The following is a 24240-nucleotide window of genomic DNA, read 5'->3' as shown; positions in this document are numbered from 1 at the left end:
CCCGTAACGAACGGAAGGGGCGGTCGACGTCATGTACGGCTGGATCTGGCGGCATCTGCCGGGCAACGCGTGGGTACGGGCGCTGATCTCGATCGTGCTGGTCCTCGCGATCGTCTACGTCCTCTTCCAGTACGTGTTCCCCTGGGCGGAGCCTCTGCTTCCGTTCAACGATGTGACGGTGGACGGCCAGTGAGCGCGCGAATTCTCGTCGTCGACAACTACGACAGCTTCGTCTTCAACCTCGTGCAGTACCTCTACCAGCTCGGTGCCGAGTGCGAAGTCCTCCGCAACGACGAGGTCGAGCTCTCGCACGCGCAGGACGGCTTCGACGGCGTGCTCCTGTCGCCCGGGCCCGGCGCGCCCGAACAGGCCGGGGTCTGCATCGACATGGTGCGCCACTGCGCCGACACCGGCGTGCCCGTCTTCGGAGTCTGCCTCGGCATGCAGTCGATGGCCGTCGCGTACGGCGGCGTCGTCGACCGCGCGCCCGAGCTGCTGCACGGCAAGACGTCCCTCGTCACGCACGGGGGCCAGGGCGTCTTCGCCGGACTGCCCTCGCCGTTCACCGCGACCCGCTACCACTCGCTGGCCGCCGAGCCCGCCGCGCTGCCGGCCGAGCTAGAGGTCACCGCGCGGACCGAGGACGGCATCATCATGGGGCTGCGCCACCGTGAACTCCCCGTCGAGGGCGTGCAGTTCCACCCCGAGTCGGTCCTCACCGAGCACGGGCACCTGATGCTGGCCAACTGGCTGGAGCAGTGCGGCGACAAGGGGGCGGTCGGCCGGTCGGCGGGGCTCGCTCCGGTGGTGGGCAAGGCCGTCGCGTGACGACGGGCTCGCCGTGGTTCCGCCCGGCGAACGGACCGGGCCCGGAGCCGATACCGGGGGACGGGTACGAGCCTTACGCGGAGGGTCAGCGGTACGTCGCCGGCGAGCATTACGTCCCCGCCGAGCCGCACGCGCCTGTCGAGGGGTACGCCTCAGCCGAGCCGCACGCGCCCGCCGAGCCGCACGCGCCCGCCGAGCGGTACGTCCCCGCCGAGCCTTACGTCCCCGCCGAGCCGCAACCGGGCGCCGAGGCGTATGCGCCGCCTGCCGAGCCGTACGCGCGCGCCGAGCCGTACGCCCATGCCCACGCCGAGCCGCAACCGGCCCCCGAGCCGTACGTGCCCGCCGACTCCTACGCGTCCGCCGCGAGTTACGCGTACGAGGAGTCGGCGACGGCCCACGTCGGCGTCGCCCAGGAGAGCCCCTACGAGCCCTCGTACGGGCCGACAGGGCCGGAGGACCCCCTGTCGGCCCCGGTGGACGGGACGATGCCCCTGCGGGCCGTGGAGGACCCCTCCGAGCCGCCGTCCCCGGGGCCCGGGCGGGCCGAGCGCCGCCGCGCCGCCAAGGGCGGCCGCGGCAGGAGCCGCAGCACGGCCCCCGCTCCCGCTTCCGACGGACGTCCCCTCTCCCGCGTCGAGGCCCGCCGGGCCGCCCGCGCCGCCAAGGAGAGCGTCGGCGTCGTCGCCAGCCGGGTCGTCGGAGAGCTCTTCATCACCTTCGGCGTCGTCATGCTCCTCTTCGTCACCTACCAGCTGTGGTGGACGAACGTCCGGGCCGGCCAGGAGACCGACAAGGCCAAGGCGCAGATCGAGGACACCTGGGCCAAGGGCGGCGGCGACAAGAACGCGCCCGGCGCCTTCGAGCCCGGCAAGGGCTTCGCCATCATGTACATCCCCAAGCTGGACGTCGTCGTCCCCATCGCCGAGGGCACCAGCAAGACCGACGTCCTCGACAAGGGCATGGTCGGCCACTACGGCGAGGGCAGGCTCAAGACCGCCATGCCGGCCGACAAGCAGGGCAACTTCGCGGTGGCCGGCCACCGCAACACGCACGGCGAGCCGTTCCGGTACATCAACCAGCTGAAGCCCGGCGACCCGATCGTCGTCGAGACGCAGAGCGCGTACTACACGTACGAGATGTCCAGCATCCTGCCGCAGACCTCCCCCTCCAACGTCTCGGTGATCGAACCCGTACCGAAGCAGTCCGGCTTCAAGGGACCCGGCCGGTACATCACGCTGACCACCTGCACGCCGGAGTTCACGAGCACCTACCGCATGATCGTGTGGGGCAAGCTGGTCGACGAACGCCCGCGCAGCAAGGGAAAGCCGGAAGCGCTCGTAGGCTGAGACCCCACACCTCCGGACGGGACGACGGGACGACCTAGTGGCACGCGCGCGCAACCGGATCGCCGGGATCATCAGCCTCTTCGGCGAACTCCTCATCACGGCGGGCCTGGTGCTCGGCCTCTTCGTCGTCTACTCCCTGTGGTGGACCAACGTCCTCGCCGACCGCGCCGCCGACAAGGACGGCGCACAGGTCCGCGACCGCTGGGCGACCGACGGGGCCGCCGGCGCCCCCGGCGCGCTGGACACCAAGGACGGCATCGGCTTCCTCCACGTACCCGCCATGGACAACGGCGAGGTCCTGGTGAAGCGGGGCACCGGCACCGACGTCCTCAACCACGGCGTCGCCGGCTACTACACCGACCCGGTCAAGTCCGCGCTGCCGCAGGACAAGCAGGGCAACTTCACGCTCGCCGCGCACCGGGACGGGCACGGCGCCAAGTTCCACAACATCCACAAGTTGAAGACCGGGGACGCGATCGTCTTCGAGACCAAGGACACCTGGTACGTCTACAAGGTCTACAAGACCCTGCCCGAGACCACGAAGTACAACGTGGACGTCCTCCAGCCCGTCCCGAAGGAATCCGGCAGGACCAAGCCCGGCCGCTACATCACGCTGACCACCTGCACGCCCATGTACACCTCGGACTACCGCTACATCGTCTGGGGCGAGCTGGAGCGCACCGAGAAGGTCGACCACGACCGGACCCCTCCGGCGGAACTGCGCTGACGCCGGACAGCGGGAGAGCCCCGGCATCCAGTACGGATGCCGGGGCTCTCGCCTTGGTCCTGGTGGGCGTCAGCCGAAGAAGCCGCCGCCACCACCACCGGGGTTGCCGTTGTTGTTGTCCCCGCCGCCGCCCAGGGTGAAGACGGTGATCGGCTGGGTCTTGTCGATCATCGAACCCTCCGGCGGGTTCGTGTTGACGACCAGGGCGTCCTCCTTGTCGGAGCCCGCCTGGACGACCGTGAAGCCCATGCCCTGGAGCAGGTCTCGGACGTCCTTGAACTTCTTGCCTCCCAGGCCCGTGGGGATCTGGGCCTGGGTCTGCTGCGGGCCCTTGGAGACCTTCAGGACGATCTGGACGTCCTTCGGCTGGTTCGACGGGCCCTGGGGGGTCTGGTCGACGACCGTGCCCGCGGGCTCGTTCGAGTCGACCTCCTCCTTGGACACGTTCGTGAAGCCGATCGAGCTCAGCTGCTGGGCGGCCTGGTCGTAGGTACGGCCCTTGAAGCTCGGAAGCTCCGACAGCTCCTTCTTCGCGACCGTGATCGTGATCTCGGAGTTCTTCTCCGCCTTGGTGCCGCCGTCCGGGTTCTGCTTCAGGACCGTGCCGGGGTCCTCCGCGGACTCCTCCTCCACGACCTTGACCTTGAAGCCGCTGTCCTTGAGGCGCTGCTCGGCCCGGTCCTGGGACTGCTCGACGACGTCCGGGACCTCGACGAGCGGGGCGCCCTCGGAGACGTACACCTGGATCGTGCCGTCGACGTCCATCTTCGCGGTCTCGCTCGCGGCCGGCTCCTGGCGGCAGATGGTGTCCTTGGGCTGGTCGCAGCGCTCGGTGCCGGCCTGCTGGACCTTCACCTGGACGTTGCGGGCACGCTCCTGCGCGCCCTGCATCGTCTGGCCGACCAGCTGCGGGACCGTGACCTTCTGCGGTCCGTCGTTCTTGTCCATGAGCGCGACACCGATGAAGATCGCGCCGACGAGCACCAGGACGCCCGCGAGGGCCAGCAGGATCGTCGAGGTGTTCGACTTCTTCTGGCCACCGCCGCGACGGCGGTCCGGGCGGTCGTCATAGCCGTAGCCGCCGTCGTCCGGGTTCACCGGCGGCAGCATCGACGTCTGGCCGGCCGGGTCGGCCTGGCGCAGCGCGGTGGTCGGCTGGTCCTCCGGCGGATAGCCGCCGTAGCCCCCGCCGTACGCGGGCGCGCCCGCCATGCCCATCCCCATGCCCATCGCGGCGGCGGCCGCGACCGGCTGACCGTCGAGGCAGGCCTCGATGTCCGCGCGCATCTCGTCGGCGGACTGGTAGCGGTAGTCGGGGTCCTTGACCAGTGCCTTCAGGACGATGGCGTCCATCTCGGGCGTGATCTCGGGGTCGAAGTTGCTCGGCGGCTGCGGCTCCTCGCGGACGTGCTGGTACGCGACCGCGACCGGGGAGTCGCCGATGAACGGGGGACGGACGGTGAGCAGCTCGTAGAGCAGGCAGCCGGTGGAGTACAGGTCGGAGCGGGCGTCGACCTGCTCGCCCTTGGCCTGCTCGGGGGAGAGGTACTGGGCCGTGCCGATCACCGCGGCGGTCTGCGTCATGGTCATGCCCGCGTCGCCCATGGCGCGCGCGATGCCGAAGTCCATGACCTTGACCTGGCCGGTGCGCGTCAGCATGACGTTCGCCGGCTTGATGTCACGGTGCACGATGCCGGCGCGGTGGGAGTACTCCAGCGCCTGGAGGATGCCGACCGTCATCTCGAGGGTGCGCTCGGGCAGCAGCTTGCGCCCGGAGTGCAGCAGCTCACGCAGGGTCGACCCGTCGACGTACTCCATCACGATGTACGGGATGGAGACCTGGTCGACGTAGTCCTCGCCGGTGTCGTACACCGCGACGATCGCCGGATGGTTCAGCGAGGCGGCGGACTGTGCCTCACGGCGGAACCGGGCCTGGAAGGACGGGTCACGGGCCAGGTCGGCCCGCAGCGTCTTCACGGCGACGGTGCGGCCGAGCCGGGTGTCCTGGGCGAGGTACACCTCGGCCATGCCACCACGGCCGAGCACCGGGCCCAGCTCGTACCGGCCGCCGAGGCGACGCGGCTCTTCCATAGCTAATCCAGCCCTCTCCGTCTGTCCCGACCGCACCCATGGGTGGTCCGGCGGTGTGTGCTGTTCGCGCATACGCTACCGGCCCCGGGGAGGCGTTCCGCCCGGGGCCGGTAGCTGATACCTGACCGGTACCTGGCTCGTACGGGGTCCGGGGGTCAGCCCCGGGTCTTGATGACCGCCTTCATCACGGCCTTGGCGATCGGGGCGGCGAGACCGCCACCGGTGATGTCCTCACGGTCGGTGCCCGCCGAGTCCTCGACGACCACGGCGACCGCGACCGGGGAGCCCTCGGAGGTCTTCGCGTACGAGATGAACCAGGCGTACGGACGCTTGGCGTTCTTCTCGCCGTGCTGGGCCGTACCCGTCTTGCCGCCGACCTTCACGCCGTCCATGTTCAGGTCGGCGTTGCCGCCGGTGCCCTTCGTGACGACGCTCTCCATCATCTGCTGGAGCTTCTGGGCGGTCTCCGGCGAGACCGGGCGGCTCAGCTCCTCCGGCTCGGTCTGCTTGATGATGTCGAGGTTCGGGGCGCGCAGCTGGTCGATCATGTACGGCTTCATCAGCTTGCCGTCGTTGGCGATCGCCGCTGTGACCATCGCCATCTGCAGCGGGGTCGTCGCGGTGTTGAACTGGCCGATCGACGAGAGCGCGTTGCCACCGCGGTCGGCGTTCTTGTCGAACACGGAGGCCGAGGAGCGGACCGGGGTGAACTGCTCGTTGTTGAAGCCGAACTTCTCCGCCATCTCGACCATCTTGTCGCGGCCGACGTCGTCGCCGAGCTTCGCGAAGACCGAGTTGCAGGAGATCTCGAGGGCGTGGATGAGGCTGGTGTTGGCGCAGCCCTTGGCGTGGTTGACCATCTCCCGGTTGGAGAGGGGGATCTTCCAGCCCTCGGGGGTGTCGGTCGCCGCGTTGATGTCGGTGACCTTGCCGTTCTCCAGCGCGGCGGCGGCGGTGACGACCTTGAAGACGGAGCCGGGGGGGTAGATCTCGCGGATCGCGCGGTTCAGCTTCGGCTTGTTCTTGTCGCTCTCCAGCGCGACCCAGGCCTTCTCGTCCTTGCCGGAGTAGCCGGCGAAGGAGGAGGGGTCGTACGAGGGCGTGGACGCCATCGCGAGGATCTTGCCGGTCTTCGGCTCGATGGCGACGACGGCACCGATCTTGCTGCCGAGCCCCTGGTAGGCGGCCTTCTGGGCGGCGCCGCTGAGGGTGGTGACGACGTCGCCGCCCTTCTTCTTCTCGCCGGTGAACATGGCGAGAGTGCGGTCGAAGAAGAGCCGGTCGTCGTTGCCGGTGAGGATGCCGTCCTCGATCTTCTCGATCTGGTTGGCATCGTAGGCCTGCGAGGCGTACCCGGTGACCGGGGCCCACATGGGGCCGTCCGTGTAGGTCCGCTTGTACTTGTAGAACTTGTCGCCCGAGTCGACGGAGCCCGTGATGGGTTTGCCGTCGACGATGATGTTGCCGCGCTCGTTCGAGTACCGCGCGATCTGGACGCGCCGGTTCTTGGGGTTCGAGTTCAGCTCCTCGGCGCGGACGGCCTGGAGCCAGTTGTCCCGCAGGAGCAGGGCGAGGATGAGCAGGCCGCAGAAGATCGCGACCCGGCGCAGCGGCTTGTTCACGGACGGACCACCTGGGTCATCTCGGCATCGGGGTTCGGGGCGGGGGCGGGCGCGGGGCGGCGCGCGGTGTCGCTGATCCGGATCAGGATGCCGATCAGGGCCCAGTTGGCGATGACGGAGGATCCGCCGTACGCGAGGAACGGCATCGTCATACCGGTGAGCGGGATGAGACCCATCACACCACCGGCGACGACGAAGACCTGCAGCGCGAACGCGCCGGAGAGACCCATCGCCAGCAGCTTGCCGAACGGGTCGCGGGCCGCGAGCGCGGTGCGGACACCGCGCTCGATGATCAGGCCGTAGAAGAGCAGGAAGACCATCACGCCGGTCAGACCGAGCTCCTCGCCGACCGTGGCGAAGATGAAGTCGGAGTTCGCGGCGAACTGGACCAGGTCTGAATTGCCCTGGCCGAGACCGGTGCCGAGGATGCCGCCGGAGCCGAAGGACATCAGCACCTGCGTCATCTGGTCGCAGGCGTACGCCATGTTGGAGCCGGCAGGCGCCGTCTTCAGGCACTCGAAGGGGTCGAGCCAGGCCTGGACACGCGACTGCACGTGACTCGCCGTCGAACCGACGACCACGGCACCCGCGGAAGACATCAGCAGACCCATGACGACCCAGCTGGTCCGCTCCGTCGCCACGTACAGCATGATCACGAACATGCCGAAGAACAGGAGCGAGGTACCGAGGTCGTTCTCGAAGACCAGGATGAGGAGGCTGATCGCCCAGATCGTCAGGATCGGGCCCAGGTCACGGCCACGCGGCAGGTAGAGCCCCATGAAACGGCGGCTGGCCAGGGCCAGCGCGTCCCGCTTCACCATCAGGTAGCCGGAGAAGAAGATCGCCAGCACCAGCTTGGCGAACTCACCGGGCTGGATCGAGAAGCCGCCGACGCGGATCCAGATCTTGGCGCCGAAGACGTCCGCGCCGAGCCCGGGCACCAGCGGCAGCAGCAGGAGGATGAGCGCCACCACCATCGAGATGTACGTGTACCGCTGCAGCACTCGGTGGTCCTTGAGTAGCAGCAGCACGCCCACGAACATGGCGATGCCGATCGCCGAGTACATCATCTGGTTCGGCGCGGACTCACTGAATGCGCCGTACGTGCGCTTCGCCAGCGCGATCAGCCGAGGCGACTGGTCCAGACGCCAGATCAGCACCAGGCCCATGCCGTTCAGCAGGGTCGCCAGCGGGAGCAGCAGCGGGTCCGCGTACGGGGCCCACTTGCGCACCACCAGGTGCGCGACGCCTGCGAGCAGGGCCAGGCCGAGGCCGTACCCGGCCATTCCGGCCGGGACCTTGCCGTCGATGGCCAGGCCCACGTTGAGGTACGCGAACACCGGGATGATGACGGCGAACGCGAGCAGCGCCAGCTCGGTGTTGCGGCGGCTCGGCGCCTCGATCGCGCCGATGGTGGTCGTGTTGGTGACAACGCTCATGGTGGTGAAAGGCCCCCTACGGGTGCTTACTGCTTGCCGCAGTTCGAGGCCAGCTTCTGCTCCTCCGCGGTGAGGGTGGGACCCGGGGACGGAGCGGCTGTGGTGGGCTTGGAGTCAGGGGTGGCGGTGCCGGCCGGCTTCTGGGCCGGCGGCTTGCTCGCCTGGTCGGCGGCCTTCTCCGCGGCGGCGTGACGCTGCTCGGCCTTCTTGCAGGCCGAGGCCTGCACGGCCAGCTCGGAGATCTTCGTCTCGGCCTTGCCGAGGCTGCCGCCCGCGATCGTGTCCTCGACCTGCTTCCGCTGGTAGGCGGGGAGGTACTTGAGTTCGATCTCGGGGTGGTCCTTCTCGACCTTCGAGAGCGACACCCACGCCAGGTCCTGGCTGATGCCCTGGTACAGCGCCACGTGCTGGTCCTTGGCACCCACGTAGTACTGCGTCTGCGTCCAGCGCCAGCCCCCGTAGAGGCCGCCGCCGACGATCCCGAGGACGAGGACGAGGAAGAAGGAGCGCTTCAGCCACTTGCGGCCGGTGCGCGGCTTGACGAAGTCCTCGTCCGTGTACGAGTCGAAGGAGCCCTGCGGGGGCATGCCGCCGTACCCGTGGTCGTCGCCGCTGCCGGGCGGGCCGAAGCCCCCCGCGGGCGGCTGCTGGTGCGGCGCGGTGCGGCCGAGGCCCGAGGCGCGGCCGGCCGGGGTCTGCATCGCCCCGCCGTCGTTCAGCTGCGCCTGGTTCTCGGCGACGGCGCCGACGATGACCGGGGTGTCGCTGAGGTGACCGGCGAGGGTGTCGCCGCCGTCGACGTCGAGGACGTCGGCGACGATCACCGTGATGTTGTCGGGACCGCCGCCGCGCAGCGCGAGCTGGATCAGCTCCTGCACGGTCTCCTGCGGGCCCTGGTAGCTGGCGAGGGTGTCCTCGAGGGTCTGGTGCGAGACCACGCCGGACAGGCCGTCGGAGCAGATCAGATAGCGGTCGCCGGCCCGGACCTCACGGATGGAGAGGTCGGGTTCGACGTGGTCGCCGCTGCCCAGCGCGCGCATGAGGAGCGAGCGCTGCGGGTGGGTGGTGGCCTCTTCCTCGGTGATCCGGCCCTCGTCGACGAGACGCTGGACCCACGTGTGGTCCTGGGTGATCTGGGTGAGGAAGCCGTCGCGGAGCAGGTAGGCGCGGGAGTCCCCGACGTGCACGAGCCCGAGCCGCTGGCCGGTCCACAGCAGGGCGGTGAGCGTGGTGCCCATGCCCTCCAGCTGCGGGTCCTCCTCGACCATCATCCGCAGCTGGTCGTTGGCGCGCTGCACCGCCGTACCGAGCGAGGTGAGGATGTCCGAGCCGGGGACGTCGTCGTCGAGCGTGACGAGCGTGGAGATCACCTCGGAGGAGGCGACCTCGCCGGCGGCCTGGCCGCCCATGCCGTCGGCGATGGCGAGCAGCCGGGGCCCGGCGTAACCCGAGTCCTCGTTGCCCTCGCGGATCATGCCCTTGTGCGAGCCCGCGGCGAATCGAAGGGACAGAGTCATGCCCACCTGCCCTGTCGACGCTGCATCGGGGTACAGCCGGTCTCGACCCACACTGCCCACCCTCCGGTCGCTCCGGTCACGCCGGTCGATCCATTCGCTCCGGTCGGGAGCGCGGCACGTCCTGTGGCGGGGACCGTCCCGGCTCGCTCGCTCCGCTCGCTCATTCTCGTACTACTTCCGCAGCTCGATGACGGTCTTGCCGATGCGGATCGGCGCGCCCAGCGGAATCGGTGTGGCGGTGGTGAGGCGGGACCGGTCGAGGTACGTGCCGTTCGTGGACCCGAGGTCCTCGACGATCCACTGGCCGTCCCGGTCCGGGTAGATCCGGGCGTGGCGGCTGGACGCGTAGTCGTCGTCGAGCACGATCGTCGAGTCGTGCGCCCGGCCCAGCGTGATCGTCTGGCCCTGGAGGGCGACGGTCGTGCCGGTGAGGGTGCCCTCGGAGACGACCAGCTTGGTCGGCGCACCACGGCGCTGGCGACCGCCCGCGCTCTGCTGGCCGCGCTGCTGCGGAGGCGCGGCGGCCTGCCGCGCGTTCTGCTGGGGTCGCGCCTCCTGGCGCCGCGAACCGCGCTGGGTGACCCGCGTACCGAAAAGGTCGCTGCGGATGACCTGGACGGCCACGATGACGAACAGCCACAGAACGGCCAGGAAACCCAACCGCATGACCGTCAGGGTCAGCTCTGACATTGCCCCCGCTTCACCCTTCGGCTTGCCGGTAAACGATGGTGGTGCTGCCCACGACGATCCGCGAGCCGTCGCGGAGCGTAGCGCGGGTGGTGTGCTGCCCGTCCACCACGATGCCGTTGGTGGATCCCAGATCCTGGATCGTCGAGGGCGTTCCGGTCCGGATCTCGCAGTGCCGGCGGGAGACGCCGGGATCGTCGATCCTCACGTCCGCGTCGGTGCTGCGGCCGAGGACCAGGGTCGGGCGGGAGATCTGGTGGCGGGTGCCGTTGATCTCGATCCAGCGGCGCACCGCGGAGCCCGCACCGGCGTGGGTGCCGGGGCCGGGCATGGATCCGGGGCCGCCCGCCGGACGTCCGGCGGGAGCCGTCGGCCGGTGGCCGGGCGCGCCGGGAGGCGGAGAGGCGGGCATGGGCGGGGCGCCGGCCGGGGGGTACCCGTAACCGCCGCGGCCCTGGCCCGGGCCCTGCTGCTGGTGCTGCTGCGGCTGTGACGTACTCGACGCCAGAGTGCGGCTGCGGACGCGGTACAGGCCGGTGTCGAGGTCCTCGGCCTTCTCCAGGTGGACCTTGATCGGGCCCATGAAGGTGTACCGCTGCTGCTTCGCGTAGTCCCTGACCAGGCCGGCGAGCTCGTCGCCGAGCTGGCCCGAGTAGGGGCTGAGACGCTCGTAGTCCGGCGTGCTCAGCTCCACGATGAAGTCGTTGGGGACGACCGTCCGCTCACGGTTCCAGATCGTCGCGTTGTTGTCGCACTCGCGCTGGAGCGCGCCGGCGATCTCGACGGGCTGGACCTCGGACTTGAAGACCTTGGCGAAGGTGCCGTTGACCAGACCTTCGAGCCGCTGCTCGAAACGCTTCAGGACTCCCATGGGGCACCTCCTCCGTCGTTGTCGCCCTGGTACTGCTTACTGATCGTATCCACGCGTCGGGAAATCGGCTGGTTCCCCTTCTCTGCCCTGTGGACGAGTGTCACCTCTCACAGGCTTTCCCCACGGATCGTAGAGGCGGCCTGTGGACAGTGTCCCGCACCCGGCTGCGGGAGCGGAGGCTCGGGCCGGGGTTCCGGGACGGTCCGTCCGCTTCCTCCCCCCTTCTTCCTTCCTCTCCTTCTCCCTTCCCGGCTTCCCCACTCCTCGCCGCCCACGGTCCGGGCGGGCTCGCGGCCCGCGCCGGCTCGTGGTGGCTCTCCCCCCTCTCCTTGTTCTCCGGGAGCGGGGGCGAAACAACGGATGTGAATCCACGGTCTGCGACGTGCTAATCTTCAGATGTCGCCAGGCGCTCCCACTGAAAAGTGAGAGGGCAGGGAGACCACCCAATGCGCGGGTGGCGGAATAGGCAGACGCGCTGGATTCAGGTTCCAGTGCCCGCAAGGGCGTGGGGGTTCAACTCCCCCCTCGCGCACCAGACGGAAGCCCCGTAGGTCATCGACCTACGGGGCTTCCGCGTATGTCGGCACGAATGTGACCCTTCCCACGTCGGCGCACGGGACTTGGGAACTCGGTACGCGTCGGCGCACGGGACGCGCGACTTTTGTCTTCGGAGGGCGAGACGAAAGAGAGGCGTCCGCGGTGGCGGGCGCTGCCTAGGGTTCGAGCGTGGACGCTATGTCGAAGTCGGGGAGCCGGACCGCGCGCGAGCTCGGAACCAGGGCCGCCGCCGGGTGGAACTGGTTCGTGATGCCCGGTCGGTGGTCACGGCAGAGGATCACCGGTGAGGTGGCCCTCGCCGTGGTCCTCGCGCTGCTCGCCGCGGGCACCGAGGAACTCCTCGGCGGCGAGGGACGGCAGCTGGCCGCGGTCGCCGTGGGCGCGGCCGTGCTCTCGCTGGCACGGCGCAGACTCCCCGCGGGCGTACTCGTCCTGACCGCCGGCCTCGCACCCTTCCTGCCCGGCCTCGGGCCCCTGCTCATCGTGCTCGGCTGGTCGTCCGGGCGGTACGTCGCCAGCGCGGGGCGGGCGCTGGCCGCGTTCGTCGCCGCCTTCGTCCTGAACGTCGGCGGGACGCTCCTGGAGACCTGGGACCGGCAGCGGCTGCTCACCGTCGCCTTCATGGCGACCCTCTACTACCTGGGCACCACACTGGCCCCCGGACTCGCCCACCGCTACTGGACCCAGCGGAGGACCCTGCTGCACGCGCTCCAGGAGCGCAACGCGCAACTGCTGCGCGAGCGGAACTGGGTGGTCTGGCAGGCCAGGCTGCGCGAGCGGCAGCGGATCGCCCAGGACATGCACGACAGCCTCGGGCACCAGCTGGCACTGATCGCCGTCCACACGGGAGCCCTCGAAGTGGACCGCGAGCTGGGCGAGCGGCAGCGCGAGGTGGTCGGCGTCCTGCGGACCGCCTCGGTGACCGCCATGCAGGAACTGCGGGAGGTCGTCGGGATACTCCGGGACGGAATCGCGGCACAGGACGGTACGGCGGCGGCGCCCGCGCCCGTCGGCGACGAGACGGGGCGGGCCGCGCGCGGGACCGCCGGCATCGAGGGGCTCGTGGCGGCGGCCCGGGCGGCGGGCACCTCGGTCGGGCTGCGGCGGCTCGGTCAGGAGAGACCACTGGCGCCGGCCGCCGACCACGCCGCGTACAGGATCGTGCAGGAGGCCCTGACCAACGCCTACAAGTACGCGCCCGGGACGCCGATCGGCGTCGAACTGCGCTACGAGCCGGACACCTTCGTCGTGGAGGTCGTCAACGGCAAGCCGGTGGACGGACCGGTGAAGGACGTGGTGAGCGGCGGCCAGGGGCTGGCCGGGCTCGTCGAGCGGGCCCGCCTGGTGGGCGGCATGTGCCATGCCGGCCCGGCCGACGACGGCGGGTTCCGGGTGGCCGGGATGCTGCCGTACGGGGCGGCGCCGGTCGCCGAGGCCGCGCCTTTGGTCGATGCGGCCGACGACTTCCGGCAGCAGACCACGAAGCCGCTGCTGGGCGATGGTCGTCCGGTCGCGGTCGGACCGGCCGACTGGACGTTCACGGAGCGGGAGTTGGCCATGGCGGTGCATGGGGGCAGGGGCGGGAGCACGGGCGGGGGGATCGCGATCGGCTGCGGAATCGCGTTCGCGGCGGTCGTCCTGCTGGTGGTGGCGGGAGGCTTCGCCTTCTCCTTCCTCCTGGGCTCGGTGAGTGACGGAATGATCGACCCCGCCCAGTACGAGGCGGTGAAGGTCGGGATGACCGAGAAGGAGGTCCGGGACCAGCTGCCCTCGGGCGACACCATAGCCATGGCGGGCCTGGACGAGGGGGGACCCGCACGGCCCGCGGGAGCCGACTGCCTGGTGTTGGTCTCCTCGGACATGGGCGACACCGCCTACTACGAGGAGCCCGTTTTCCGGTTCTGCTTCAAGGACGGCAAGCTGATCGAGAAGAAGTCGTACACGGTCGAGCAGCGTTAGCGCTGAGCGGCCCGTATCGGGCGTGGGGGAGAAGCAGTGGCAGGGCAGCCCATCAGGGTCGTGATCGCCGACGACGAGCCTCTGATCAGGGCCGGGATCCGGATGATCCTCATCTCCGACCCGGAGATCGAGGTCGTCGCGGAGGCCGCCAACGGGCGGGAGGCGGTCGAGGCCGCCCGGGCGCACGCCGCGGACGTGGTGCTCCTCGACATCCAGATGCCGGTGCTCGACGGCCTCTCCGCCCTGCCGGAGCTGCGCCGCGCCGCGCCCGCGGCCCGGGTGATCGTCCTGACGACCTTCGGGGAGCGGGAGAACGTGCTGCGGACCCTGGAGCACGGCGGTGCCGGGTTCCTGCTCAAGGACACGGCGCCCGCCGAGCTGATCCGGGCGGTGCGGGCGGCCGCGGCGGGAGACGCGTATCTGTCGCCGGCCGCGACCCGGCACGTGGTGGAGCGGCTGGCCATGGGCCGCGAGGTGGCGCGCGCCGAGGAGGCGCGGACACGGGTGGCGGCGCTCAGCGAGAAGGAGCGGGACGTCCTGGCACTGCTCGGCGAAGGACTCTCCAACGCGGACGCCGGGAAGCGGCTGCACATGAGCGAGGGCACGGTGAAGACGTACGTGAGCCGGATCCTGTCCAAGCTGGCCTGCGAGAACCGCGTGCAGGCGGCGCTGCTCGCACGGGACGCGGGGCTGTAGACGCAGGGGTTGTAGTCGCAGGGCTGCAGGGGCAGCCCGGTCCGGCCCGCGCGAGCCCGGGGTCAGTTCGCGGGGGTGTGGGGGAAGGGGCTCGTGGCCGCGGCGTTGTTGTAGCGCAGCAGGTACGCGGCGAAGCGGGCGAGGTCCTCGGCCGACCAGTCCTCCAGGCGCTCCTCGAAGGCGGCCATGCGGTTCGTCTGGGCCGCGGCGAGGACCCTGGTGCCGGCCTCGGTGGGGTGCAGCACCTGCACCCGGTGGTCGTCGGGGGCGGGGCGCCGCTCGACGAAGCCGAGCTTCTCGAGGCCGGCGACCTGACGGCTCACCGTCGACTTGTCCAGGAGGTAGTGGGCCGCGAGGTCGGTGGCCCGGCAGCCCCGCTGCTCCTCGATGTGGGCGAGGAGCGTGTACGAGACGAGCGGGAGCTCGGGGTGGACCCGGGCCGCCGCGGCACGGGCACGGCGCGCGAAGGCCGTCAGCTCGCGCTGGATGACGTCCACCGACGCCTCACGGGGTGGCTCTGCGCCGCCGGTCATCGTGGGCTCCCTGCTGTCGTTCGGGTGCGGGGTGCACCGTCTCGGCCTTCGGTTGTATAGTACAACGGTTATTTAGTTGTAAAAGCCAACCATGGAGGTCTCGGTGTCCGCAGGACCGAACACCAGCGGTGCGTTGCGGCATGTCCTCGGACATCTGCTCACCCCCCTGTTGATGTGCATCGGCATGGGACTCGCCTACCTCGGTGCCTTCCACGCGCCCGAACCCCACGACCTGCGCGTCGACATCGTCGGCTCCGGCCCCACCACGCAGGTCCTCGCGCAGACGCTCCACGACAAGGGCGCCGGCGCCCTCGACGTCCGTACCGTCCCCGACCGGGACACCGCCGTCTCCGCACTGCGCGAACAGCGCAGCTTCGGCGCCTACATCCCCGGCGAGAAGCCCGAACTGCTCGTCGCCTCGGCCTCCTCCGACACCAGCGCCATGGCCGTCGAGAAGGTGTTCACCAAGGTCGCCGCCGGGCAGGACGCGCCGCTCGAGGTCACCGACATCGCCCCCACCGCCTCCGGCGACCCCACCGGCCAGGGCGTCTTCTTCCTGCTCGTCGCCCTCAGCATCGGCGCGTACGCCTCGGTCGCCGTCATCGGCGGAGCCGGAGCCGTCCTGCCCATGCGGATCAGGGCCCTCCTCGCCGCCGGCATGTCGCTCGTCGTCAGCCTCGTCGGCACCCTCTTCGCCGGGCCGGTCTTCCACCTCGTCGACCAGGGCCTCGGCGGTGTGTGGGCGATGTCCTGGCTGTACGCGGCGGGCATCCTCGCCGTCGGCGTCGGCCTGCACACCTTCCTGCGCCGCTGGACCACGCTCGGCGTGATGGTCCTCTTCGTCATGCTCAACTTCACGAGCTCCGGCGGCATCTACCGGCCCGAGCTCCAGCCCGGCTTCTTCGGAGCACTGCACGCCTTCTGGAACGGCGCGGGCTTCGTCGAGGGCGTACGCGGCCACGTCTACTTCGACGGCCACGGGCTCGGCGGGAACGTCCTCGTCCTCGCCCTCTGGCTCCTCGCCGGTGTCGCACTCCTCGTTCTCGCCGGGCTGACGGAGGCGCGGCGGAAGAAGGCGAGCGCCGACACCGACGCAGGTGACCAGGTCAGGGCCGAGGCCGAGGACGTGAAGGAGGAGCTGGAGGAGGAGCTGGAAGAGGCTGTCGCGGTCTGACGGCCAGGCTTGAGGGCGAGGTCCGGAGACAGTTGTCCACAGGCTCGGGCGTGGGTTGTCCACAGGGGGAGACGGTCGATCGGGAACGGCGGTACGGTCGGGGCCGGATGATGTTGGACATCGCATCGGGGGAGGGCGTCCCATGGACGAGATCCGGGCCGTCGTGCCAGGACAGCGGGGTACGGACGGAGCGCAGGACGAGGCGCGCGTCCCACACGTGGCGGGCTTCGCACGCCGCGTCGCGCCCGGCACCGGGGTCTCCCCCAAGGACCGCGGCAAGCAGCTCCGCGAGCGGGTGCCCCGCTCCTCGCACGACCGGCCGGCCCTCGCCGTGGACCGCCCCGACGCCGTGCGCGCCGTCGAGGAGTCGAACCGGGGCCGGGTCCCCGAGCTCGCGCCGATACGGGTCGGCAGGATGGCGGCGAGCCCCTTCGCGTTCCTGCGCGGCTCCGCCGGGCTGATGGCCCAGGACCTCGTCGGGACACCCGTCACCGGGATCGCCGCCCAGATATGCGGCGACGCGCACGCCGCCAACTTCGGCCTCTACGGCGACGCGCGCGGCCGGCTCGTCATGGACCTCAACGACTTCGACGAGACCGTCGTCGGCCCCTGGGAATGGGACCTCAAGCGGCTCGCCACCTCCCTCGTCCTCGCCGGGCGCGAGGTAGGGGCGAGCGAGGACGTCTGCCGGGCCGCCGCGTTCGACACCGTCGGCGCGTACCGGCGCACCATGCGCCTGCTCGCCCGGCTGCCCGCACTCGACGCCTGGAACGCGATCGCCGACGAGGAACTCGTCTCCCACACCGACGCCCGCGACCTCCTCGGCACCCTCGAGCGGGTCTCCGCCAAGGCCCGCAACAACACCAGCGCCCGCTTCGCGGCCCGGTCGACCGAGGCCGTGGCGGACGCCGACGGAGGCGGCCGCAGGTTCGTGGACGCTCCCCCGGTGCTGCGCAGGGTCCCGGACGCCGAGGCGGCCGCGGTCGCCGACGCCCTCGGCGCGTACCTGGACACCGTGTCCGAGGACAGACTGCCGCTCCTCGCCCGGTACGCCGTCCACGACGTGGCCTTCCGCGTCGTCGGCACCGGGAGCGTCGGCACCCGCTCCTACGTGGTGCTGCTGCTCGACCACCGGGGCGAGCCGCTGGTGCTCCAGGTGAAGGAGGCCCGGCCGTCGGCCCTGCTGCCGCATCTGCCGGCCGCCGGGTTCACCGTGCCGGACACCGGCCACGAGGGGCGGCGCGTGGTGCTCGGACAGAAGCGCATGCAGGTCGTGAGCGACATCCTGCTGGGGTGGACCACGGTCGAGGGGCGCCCGTTCCAGGTGCGCCAGTTCCGCAACCGCAAGGGCAGCGTGGATCCCGCCGCCCTCACCGAGGACCAGCTCGACGACTACGGGCGGATGACCGGCGCCCTGCTGGCCCGCGCGCACGCCCACAGCGCCGACCCGCGCCTGATATCCGGCTACTGCGGCAAGAACGAGGAGCTCGACGAGGCCGTCGCCTCCTTCGCCGTCACCTACGCGGACCGCACCACCGCGGACCACGCCGACCTGCTCTCGGCGGTCCGGACGGGGCGCGTGGCGGCGGAGATGGGTGTCTGACGTCTGACGTCTCACGTCTCACGTCTCACGTCTCACGTCTCACGTCTCACGTCTCACGTAGGGCGTAGGGCGTCGCCCGATGTCCGTCGGGGGCAGGGGTGTGGGGTGGGGGAAACGAAGGGGTGGGGAGGGAGGGGGAGGGAGGGGGGAGGCCCCCCGGAGGACCGTAGGCTGGACGGGACGAGGCGGAACGAGGACTTGGCGGACGTGGACGTGAGCGTGGACCAGGGTGTGAACGAGGGACCCGGGGACGACCGGCCCGAGGCCGAGCAGCCCGTGGACGAGCGGTCTGGGTCCGGGGACCCGCAGGTCGGGGCCGAGCAGGGCGCGGACCAGCAGTCCGGGGAGCAGCAGTCCGGAGCCGAGCAGGGCGCGGACCAGCAGTCCGGGGACTCGCAGGTTGCCGATGGGCAGGTCGGGGACGAGCGGCCTGAGGCTCGGTTGGAGCGTGCTGTGCGGGTGGCTGAGCAGGCGTTGATCGAGTTCGAGATCGCCGTCGAGACCTTCCGCGTCGAGGTGGAGAACTTCTCGCGGCTGCACCACCAGAAGCTCGGGCCGATGTACGCGCGCCTCGACGAGCTCGACGCGCGGATCGCCGAGGCCCGGGCGGCGCGTACCGGGGATCCCGAGGATCTGCGGCGGGCGCAGGAGGCACGGGCGGCGGTGCTGCCGATGCCCGGCGTGGACGAGCTGTTCAACGACTGGATCGACACCGACGGCCTCTCCCCCGAGGCCGCCGCGATGCTCACCGACCGGCCCGTGCAGCCGCCGAAGCGGGTCCGGCCCGGTGAGGAGGCCCGCAGGCTCTACCGCGAGCTGGCCCGTAAGGCCCACCCCGACCTGGCGCGGGAGGAGGACGAGCGGAAGCGGCGCGAGGAGTTCATCACGCGCGTGAACGCCGCCTACGCCCGGGGCGACGAGGCGCTGCTGCGTGAGCTGTCCGCGGAGTGGGAGGCCGGACCGGCGCCGGCCGAGGAGCGGCTCAGCGAGAGCGAGGAGCTGTACGCGCGCCTGGAGTGGCTGGCCGAGCGCAAGGACATGCTGTCGGCGGTGGCGCGCGAGCTGGAGGAGAGCGCGATCGGCGCGATGCTGCGGATGGCGCCGGACGACCCGGACCAGCTCCTGGAGGAGATCGCCGAGCAGCTGCTTGCGCAGGTCTCCGAGCGGGAGAGCGAGCTCGCGGGTCTGGTGCAGTAGGTTTTCCGTGCGCCCGGGTCCTTCGGGCGGTTCTGACGAGAGAAGGCTTGTCCCATGAATTTCTCCCCGCTGCCCTCGGTGGACGCGGCTTCCGTGCCGGCGGATGCCCTGGTGCTGGACGTCAGGGAGGACGACGAGTGGGCGGCCGGTCACGTCGAGGGCGCGTTGCACGTGCCGATGAGCGATTTCGTGGCCCGCTTCGGTGAGGTGACGGAGGCCGTGGCCGAGCGCGGTCGCGCCTATGTGATGTGTCGGGTGGGCGGCCGTTCGGCGCAGGTCACCCAGTACCTGGTGCAGCAGGGCTTCGACGCGGTGAACGTCGACGGCGGGATGCAGGCCTGGGACGGTGCCGGGCGCCCGATGGTGACGGAGAGCGGGAGCCCGGCCTTCGTTCTCTGAGGGTTTCTGGGCGGTCCGGGGCCTCAGCCGAGGGGGTGGGCGGCCAGCAGGTCGCCGAGTGCCTCCTCGTGGGCCGCGGCGGGGCCGAGGGACAGTTCGAGGTGCTTGGCCCAGGCGTGGTAGCGGTGCAGCGGGTAGTCGGTGTCGGCGCCGAAGCCGCCGTGCAGGTGCTGCGCCGTCTGCACCACGCGGCGGACTCCTTCTGAGGCCCAGATCTTCGCGACGGCGATGTCCCCCGCGGCGGGGAGCGGTCCGCCGGCTTCGCCGCCGAGTCGCCAGGCGGCCTGCCAGAGGGTGGCCTCCATGGCGCGCAGGTCTATGTAGCGGTCTGCGGCCTGGACGGCGACGGCCTGGAAGGTGGCCACGGGGTGGCCGAACTGTTCGCGTTTTCCGGTGTACTGGCTCGTCATGGCGAGGACGGCCTCGCCGAGGCCGAGGGCGAGCGCGCAGGTCCCGGTGGTGAGGAGGTCGCGCAGCCGTTCCCAGGCGCCGTCGGCGTCGATGACGTCCGTCTCGTCGAGGCGGACCTCGTCCAGGTGGAGTTCGGCGAGGAGTTCGCCGTTGGTGGAGTACTGGGCGGTCAGGCCGAGGCCGTCGTGGGTGCGGGGCAGCAGGGCGAGGACGGTGCCGCCCTCGGTGGTGTGCGCGGGTACGGCGATGAGGTCGGCGCTGTGGGCCCAGGGGACGGCGGTCTGGACGCCGTCGAGGATCCAGCAGGCCTGGTCGTGGCGTGCGGTGACGGCGTGGTCGGCGGGTTCGTGGCCGGTGCGTCCGTGGGAGGCGGCGGTGAGGACGAGTTCGCCGCGGGCGATGCGGGGGAGGAGTCCGGCGGCCGTACGGGGGTGGGCGTACCGCTCGACGGTCAGGGCGACGGCGCTGGTCTCCAGGAGCGGGACGCGGGCGAGGACGCGGGCGGATTCGCGCAGGACGAGGCAGAGGGCGACGGGGTCGAGGCCGGCGCCGCCGTGCTCGGGGGCCAGGGTGAGGCCGAGGAGGTCGGCGGCGGCGAGGCGTGACCAGAGGGGCCGGTCGAGGTCCTCGGCCACGGCGCCCGGGGTGAGGGCGGGGCTGGGGACCGCGTCGGGCGTGACGTCCTTGAAGACCGCCTTGGCGGCTTCGACGGCCGCCTGCTGCTCTTCGGTGAAGGTGAAGTCCACGGTGCTGCCTTCCCGTTGCCCGGAGCCTGTTCTTCTGACGGGTCGTCAAGATAGAACAGGTTCTAGGGGAAGGGAATGGTGGCGCCGCACCTCGTCGGCGCCACCGTTCGTCAGCGGTCGAAGTCCAACTCCACGTCCGGGGTGGCCGGGTGGGACTGGCAGGCCAGGACGTATCCGGCTTCCGTCTCCTCCGGCTCCAGGGCGAAGTTGCGGTCCATCCGCACCTCTCCGCCGACCACGAAGGCGCGGCAGGTTCCGCACACCCCGCCCTTGCAGGCGTACGGGGCGTCAGCGCGGGCGCGGAGCACGGTGTCGAGCAGCGTCTCGCCGCGCTCGACGGGCCAGCTGCCGGACCGGCCGTGCAGGGTGGCCGTCAGGGTGGCGTGCGCCGGGGCGTCGGCCGCGGGGGCCGGGGCGGGCGCGGAGCCGTCGTCGACGTGGAAGATCTCCTGGTGGATCCTGCCCCGGTCGACGCCCAGGCCGCGCAGGGCCTGCTCGGCGCCCTGGACGAGTCCGAAGGGGCCGCAGAGGAACCAGCCGTCGATCGTGTCGACCGGCAGCAGCGCGGTCAGCAGTCCGGTGAGCCGCTCGCGGTCGAGGCGGCCGGAGGGCAGACCCGCCTGCTGCTCCTCCCGGGAGAGGACCGTGACCAGCTGGAAGCGGTCGGGGTAGCGGTCCTTGAGGTCGGCGACCTCGTCGAGGAACATCGTGGACGCGGCGGTGCGGTCGCTGCGGACCAGGCAGAACCGGGCCTCCGGCTCGCGGGCGAGCAGGGTGGCCGCCATCGACAGGACCGGGGTGATGCCGCTGCCGCCGACGACGGCGGCGAAGTGGCCGGGCCGGGGGGTGAGCGAGAAGCGGCCCATCGGCTCCATGACCTCGACGAGGTCGCCGACGGCCAGCTCCTTGAGGGCGTACGTCGAGAACGAGCCGCCGTCGACGAGCCGGATGCCGACGCGCAGGACGGGGGCCTCGCCGGCCGGGGCGGCGGGGGCGCAGATCGAGTAGGTGCGCCGGATCTCCTCGCCCTGCTCGCCGGTGCGGCGAAGGGCGAGGTGCTGGCCGGGGAGGTGCCGGTAGGACTCGTGGAGCTCGGGCGGGACCGCGAAGGTGACGGCCACGGAGTCGTCCGTGAGGCGGTCGACCTCGCTCACCCGGAGCTGATGGAACCCGGCCCGTGCGGCGGCTGAGGACTCCATCTACAACTCCTTGAAGTGGTCGAACGGTTCGCGGCAGGCGGTGCAGCGGCGCAGGGCCTTGCACGCGGTGGAGGAGAAGCGGCTCAGCAGCTCGGTGTCGGTGGATCCGCAGTGCGGGCAGCGGATCGCCAGGGTGAGCGGCACGGGGCCGCCGGCGGGTCCCTGGGGGCGCGGCGGGGCGATGCCGAACTCGGTGAGCTTGCGCCGTCCTTCCTCGCTGATGTCGTCGGTGGACCAGGCGGGGGCGAGGACGGTGACGACGGTGACGTCCGGCACGCCGTGCCGGTGGAGGGCCTGCTCGATGTCGGAGGCCATGGCCTCGATGGCGGGGCAGCCCGTGTAGGTGGGGGTGAGGGAGACCTCGACCCGGCCGGGGCCGAGGACGTGAACGCCCCGCATGACGCCGAGTTCCTCCAGGGTGAGGACGGGCAGCTCCGGATCGGGGACGGAGCCGGCGATGCGGCTCAGTTCCTCCTCCAGGGCCGTCATGGTCACCACGTCGCCCCCGGGTGGCTGCGGTGCAGGTGCTGCATCTCGGCGAGCATCCGTCCGAAGGACTCGGTGTGGAGGCCCTGGCGGCCGGCGCCGGCGCTCCAGGCGCCGGTGCGCGGTCCGGAGGGCACGGTGAGGGTGGCCCGGCCGAGGACCGCGGTGACGGAGTCCAGCCAGGCGGTGTCCAGGGCCGGGAGGTCGAGGTCGAGGCCGTCGACGGGCTGGAACAGTTCGCCGGTGTACCGCCAGAGGGCGTCGCAGGCACGCTGCATCCGCTCGTGGCTCTCGGTGGTGCCGTCACCGAGGCGCAGGGTCCAGTGCTCGGCGTGGTCCTGGTGGTAGGCGACCTCCTTGACGGCCTTGGCCGCGAGGCCGGCGAAGGGGCCGTCGCCGGAGGCCAGCTGCCCGTACAGGAGCCGCTGGTAGGTGGAGAAGTAGAGCTGTCGGGCGATGGTGTGGGCGAAGTCGCCGTTGGGCTGCTCGACGAGCTGGCTGTTGCGGAAGGCGCGCTCCTCGCGGAGGTAGGCCAGTTCGTCCTCGTCGCCGACGAGGGAGAGCAGGACCCGGGCCTGGCCGAGGAGGTCGAGGGCGATGTTGGCCAGGGCGACCTCCTCCTCCAGGACGGGGGCGGAGCCGGCCCACTCCCCCAGGCGGTGGGAGAGCACGAGGGCGTCGTCGCCGAGGGCGAGCGCCGCGGCGGCGGTGCGGGTGTCGGTGGTGCCGGTCACAGGTGCTTCACCCCCTCGGGGATCTCGTAGAAGGTCGGGTGGCGGTAGGGCTTGTCCGCGGCCGGCTCGAAGAAGGGGTCCTTCTCGTCGGGCGAGGAGGCGGTGATGGCGGTGGAGGGGACGACCCAGATCGACACGCCTTCGGACCTGCGGGTGTACAGGTCGCGGGCGTTGCGCAGGGCCATCTCCGCGTCGGGTGCGTGGAGACTGCCCGCGTGGGTGTGGGACAGTCCGCGGCGGGAGCGCACGAACACCTCCCACAGCGGCCAGCTGTCGCTCGTCATGCCTGTGCCTCCCCGTGCTTTCCGGTGTGCTTCTCCGCGTAGGCCGCCGCCGCTTCTCTGACCCAGGCGCCGTCCTCGTGGGCCTGGCGTCGCTTGCTCAGCCGCTGGTCGTTGCAGGGGCCGTTGCCCTTGAGGACGTCCCAGAACTCGGCCCAGTCGATCGGGCCGAAGTCGTAGTGCCCGCGCTCCTCGTTCCACCGGATGTCGGGGTCGGGGAGGGTGAGGCCGAGGGCCTCGGCCTGCGGGACGGCGATGTCGACGAAGCGCTGGCGCAGTTCGTCGTTGGAGTGCCGCTTGATCTTCCAGGCCATCGCCTGCGCGGTGTGGGTCGATTCGTCGTCCGGCGGGCCGAACATCATCAGGGACGGCCACCACCAGCGGTCCACCGCGTCCTGCGCCATCGCGTGCTGGGCCTCGGTGCCGTTCGACAGGGCGAGCAGGGCCTCGTACCCCTGGCGCTGGTGGAAGGACTCCTCCTTGCAGACCCGGACCATCGCGCGGGCGTACGGGCCGTAGGAGCAGCGGCAGAGGGGGACCTGGTTGGTGATGGCCGCGCCGTCCACGAGCCAGCCGATCGCGCCGACGTCGGCCCAGGTCAGCGTGGGGTAGTTGAAGATCGAGGAGTACTTCTGGCGGCCGGAGTGGAGCTTGTCGAGGAGCTCGTCGCGGCTGGTGCCGAGTGTCTCCGCCGCGCTGTACAGGTACAGGCCGTGGCCGGCCTCGTCCTGCACCTTGGCCATGAGGATCGCCTTGCGCCGCAGCGAGGGCGCGCGGGTGATCCAGTTCGCCTCGGGCTGCATGCCGATGATCTCGGAGTGGGCGTGCTGCGCGATCTGCCGGACGAGCGAGGCGCGGTAGGCCTCGGGCATCCAGTCGCGCGGCTCGATCCGCTCGTCGGCGGCGACGGCGGCGTCGAACACGGCCTCGTAAGCGGCCTGCTCGGCCGCCGCGGCCGTGTCCGACACGCCGGGCACGCCCGTGGTCCCTGGCGTCCCTGCCGTCCCTGCCGTCACTGCGGTCATCAGACCCCCTACCGACCGATCGTTCGGTTGAATGACTTCAATGGTGGGTCGGCGGCCCGTATGGTGTCAACCCTGTGGATAACCGAGGTGGGTCGATCGGGATCGGGG

General features: G+C 71.1%; 23 protein-coding genes and 1 tRNA gene. 11 read left to right on the top strand and 13 right to left on the bottom strand.

All coding sequences use genetic code 11. The features are described from left to right. Positions 1-31 precede the first annotated feature (31 nt). The 4 genes from ACFYX3_RS16120 to ACFYX3_RS16105 are packed head-to-tail and all read left to right on the top strand — an operon-like array spanning position 32 to position 2904. Positions 32-193 carry a hypothetical protein gene (locus tag ACFYX3_RS16120; protein WP_030206689.1) on the top strand — a complete coding sequence of 54 codons (162 nt, stop codon included), beginning with the start codon at positions 32-34 and terminating at the stop codon, positions 191-193. Beyond that, the gene (locus ACFYX3_RS16115) at positions 190-828 is read left to right on the top strand and encodes an aminodeoxychorismate/anthranilate synthase component II (protein ID WP_116160005.1); all 639 of its coding nucleotides are present in this window, start codon (positions 190-192) and stop codon (positions 826-828) included. Before ACFYX3_RS16120 ends, ACFYX3_RS16115 begins: the two co-directional genes overlap by 4 nt. Next, a complete protein-coding gene (locus ACFYX3_RS16110; RefSeq protein ID WP_389013404.1) occupies positions 825-2177 on the top strand; it encodes a class E sortase in 1353 nt (450 codons plus the stop codon). The genes ACFYX3_RS16115 and ACFYX3_RS16110 overlap by 4 nt, the downstream gene beginning before the upstream one ends. A 37-nt stretch (positions 2178-2214) precedes the next feature. Then, complete coding sequence (locus ACFYX3_RS16105; RefSeq protein WP_389013401.1) at positions 2215-2904, top strand: class E sortase; 690 nt, start codon at positions 2215-2217, stop codon at positions 2902-2904. A gap of 69 nt (positions 2905-2973) precedes the next feature. Here the strand turns inward: ACFYX3_RS16105 and pknB are convergent, their stop codons facing one another. From pknB to ACFYX3_RS16075, 6 genes are all read right to left on the bottom strand, one after another. After that, on the bottom strand, positions 2974-4995 hold the full coding sequence (gene pknB, locus ACFYX3_RS16100; RefSeq protein WP_389013398.1) for a Stk1 family PASTA domain-containing Ser/Thr kinase: 2022 nt from the start codon (positions 4993-4995) through the stop codon (positions 2974-2976). A 155-nt stretch (positions 4996-5150) separates the two neighbouring features. Then, complete coding sequence (locus ACFYX3_RS16095; RefSeq protein ID WP_389013395.1) at positions 5151-6617, bottom strand: peptidoglycan D,D-transpeptidase FtsI family protein; 1467 nt, start codon at positions 6615-6617, stop codon at positions 5151-5153. Further along, on the bottom strand, positions 6614-8056 hold the full coding sequence (locus tag ACFYX3_RS16090; RefSeq protein WP_389013392.1) for an FtsW/RodA/SpoVE family cell cycle protein: 1443 nt from the start codon (positions 8054-8056) through the stop codon (positions 6614-6616). Before ACFYX3_RS16090 ends, ACFYX3_RS16095 begins: the two co-directional genes overlap by 4 nt. Positions 8057-8082: 26 nt before the next feature. Further along, a complete protein-coding gene (locus tag ACFYX3_RS16085; protein ID WP_382656155.1) occupies positions 8083-9573 on the bottom strand; it encodes a Stp1/IreP family PP2C-type Ser/Thr phosphatase in 1491 nt (496 codons plus the stop codon). A 171-nt stretch (positions 9574-9744) separates the two neighbouring features. Next, entirely contained in the window at positions 9745-10263 is a 519-nt protein-coding gene (locus ACFYX3_RS16080; RefSeq protein WP_376583487.1) for an FHA domain-containing protein, read from the bottom strand. A 10-nt stretch (positions 10264-10273) separates the two neighbouring features. After that, the gene (locus ACFYX3_RS16075; RefSeq protein WP_389013387.1) at positions 10274-11131 is read right to left on the bottom strand and encodes an FhaA domain-containing protein; all 858 of its coding nucleotides are present in this window, start codon (positions 11129-11131) and stop codon (positions 10274-10276) included. 448 nt (positions 11132-11579) lie between these two features. Here ACFYX3_RS16075 and ACFYX3_RS16070 point away from each other — a divergent pair. From ACFYX3_RS16070 to ACFYX3_RS16060, 3 genes are all read left to right on the top strand, one after another. Then, a tRNA-Leu gene (locus ACFYX3_RS16070) sits at positions 11580-11666 on the top strand. A gap of 200 nt (positions 11667-11866) precedes the next feature. Continuing rightward, positions 11867-13648, top strand: a complete 1782-nt coding sequence (locus ACFYX3_RS16065) for a sensor histidine kinase (RefSeq protein WP_389013931.1) — start codon at positions 11867-11869, stop codon at positions 13646-13648. 36 nt (positions 13649-13684) lie between these two features. Continuing rightward, positions 13685-14344, top strand: a complete 660-nt coding sequence (locus ACFYX3_RS16060) for a response regulator transcription factor (protein WP_352025505.1) — start codon at positions 13685-13687, stop codon at positions 14342-14344. A gap of 62 nt (positions 14345-14406) precedes the next feature. Here the strand turns inward: ACFYX3_RS16060 and ACFYX3_RS16055 are convergent, their stop codons facing one another. Then, on the bottom strand, positions 14407-14877 hold the full coding sequence (locus tag ACFYX3_RS16055) for a MarR family winged helix-turn-helix transcriptional regulator (protein ID WP_382656163.1): 471 nt from the start codon (positions 14875-14877) through the stop codon (positions 14407-14409). A gap of 91 nt (positions 14878-14968) precedes the next feature. On the opposite strand from ACFYX3_RS16055, the gene ACFYX3_RS16050 reads away from it, so the two are divergent. The 4 genes from ACFYX3_RS16050 (at position 14969) to ACFYX3_RS16035 (ending at position 19250) form a co-directional block, all read left to right on the top strand. Continuing rightward, positions 14969-16051: a hypothetical protein gene (locus tag ACFYX3_RS16050; protein WP_389013383.1), complete on the top strand. Its 1083-nt coding sequence runs from the start codon at positions 14969-14971 to the stop codon at positions 16049-16051. 142 nt (positions 16052-16193) lie between these two features. Beyond that, positions 16194-17654: a DUF2252 domain-containing protein gene (locus ACFYX3_RS16045; RefSeq protein ID WP_382656169.1), complete on the top strand. Its 1461-nt coding sequence runs from the start codon at positions 16194-16196 to the stop codon at positions 17652-17654. A gap of 441 nt (positions 17655-18095) precedes the next feature. Beyond that, positions 18096-18851 carry a hypothetical protein gene (locus ACFYX3_RS16040; protein ID WP_221518198.1) on the top strand — a complete coding sequence of 252 codons (756 nt, stop codon included), beginning with the start codon at positions 18096-18098 and terminating at the stop codon, positions 18849-18851. Between the two features lie 54 nt (positions 18852-18905). Next, positions 18906-19250 (top strand): rhodanese-like domain-containing protein, encoded by a 345-nt coding sequence (locus tag ACFYX3_RS16035; RefSeq protein ID WP_116160018.1) that lies wholly within the window; start codon positions 18906-18908, stop codon positions 19248-19250. A 23-nt stretch (positions 19251-19273) separates the two neighbouring features. Here the strand turns inward: ACFYX3_RS16035 and ACFYX3_RS16030 are convergent, their stop codons facing one another. From ACFYX3_RS16030 to paaA, 6 genes are all read right to left on the bottom strand, one after another. Then, complete coding sequence (locus ACFYX3_RS16030; protein ID WP_389013379.1) at positions 19274-20407, bottom strand: acyl-CoA dehydrogenase family protein; 1134 nt, start codon at positions 20405-20407, stop codon at positions 19274-19276. Between the two features lie 110 nt (positions 20408-20517). Then, positions 20518-21606: a 2Fe-2S iron-sulfur cluster-binding protein gene (locus tag ACFYX3_RS16025; protein ID WP_382656175.1), complete on the bottom strand. Its 1089-nt coding sequence runs from the start codon at positions 21604-21606 to the stop codon at positions 20518-20520. Continuing rightward, positions 21607-22104, bottom strand: coding sequence for a 1,2-phenylacetyl-CoA epoxidase subunit PaaD (paaD, locus tag ACFYX3_RS16020; RefSeq protein ID WP_184931114.1), 498 nt, complete (start codon positions 22102-22104; stop codon positions 21607-21609). Then, positions 22098-22826: a 1,2-phenylacetyl-CoA epoxidase subunit PaaC gene (gene paaC, locus ACFYX3_RS16015; RefSeq protein WP_382656178.1), complete on the bottom strand. Its 729-nt coding sequence runs from the start codon at positions 22824-22826 to the stop codon at positions 22098-22100. Before paaC ends, paaD begins: the two co-directional genes overlap by 7 nt. Continuing rightward, complete coding sequence (paaB, locus tag ACFYX3_RS16010) at positions 22823-23110, bottom strand: 1,2-phenylacetyl-CoA epoxidase subunit PaaB (RefSeq protein WP_116160023.1); 288 nt, start codon at positions 23108-23110, stop codon at positions 22823-22825. Before paaB ends, paaC begins: the two co-directional genes overlap by 4 nt. Then, complete coding sequence (gene paaA / locus ACFYX3_RS16005) at positions 23107-24132, bottom strand: 1,2-phenylacetyl-CoA epoxidase subunit PaaA (RefSeq protein WP_389013373.1); 1026 nt, start codon at positions 24130-24132, stop codon at positions 23107-23109. The genes paaB and paaA overlap by 4 nt, the downstream gene beginning before the upstream one ends. Between the last annotated feature and the right edge of the window lie 108 nt (positions 24133-24240).

The sequence above is a fragment of the Streptomyces sp. NPDC002463 genome, assembly GCF_042889835.1.
GTDB classification, from domain to species: domain Bacteria; phylum Actinomycetota; class Actinomycetes; order Streptomycetales; family Streptomycetaceae; genus Streptomyces; species Streptomyces nymphaeiformis.
This window is presented reverse-complemented; position numbering and strand designations above follow the sequence as displayed.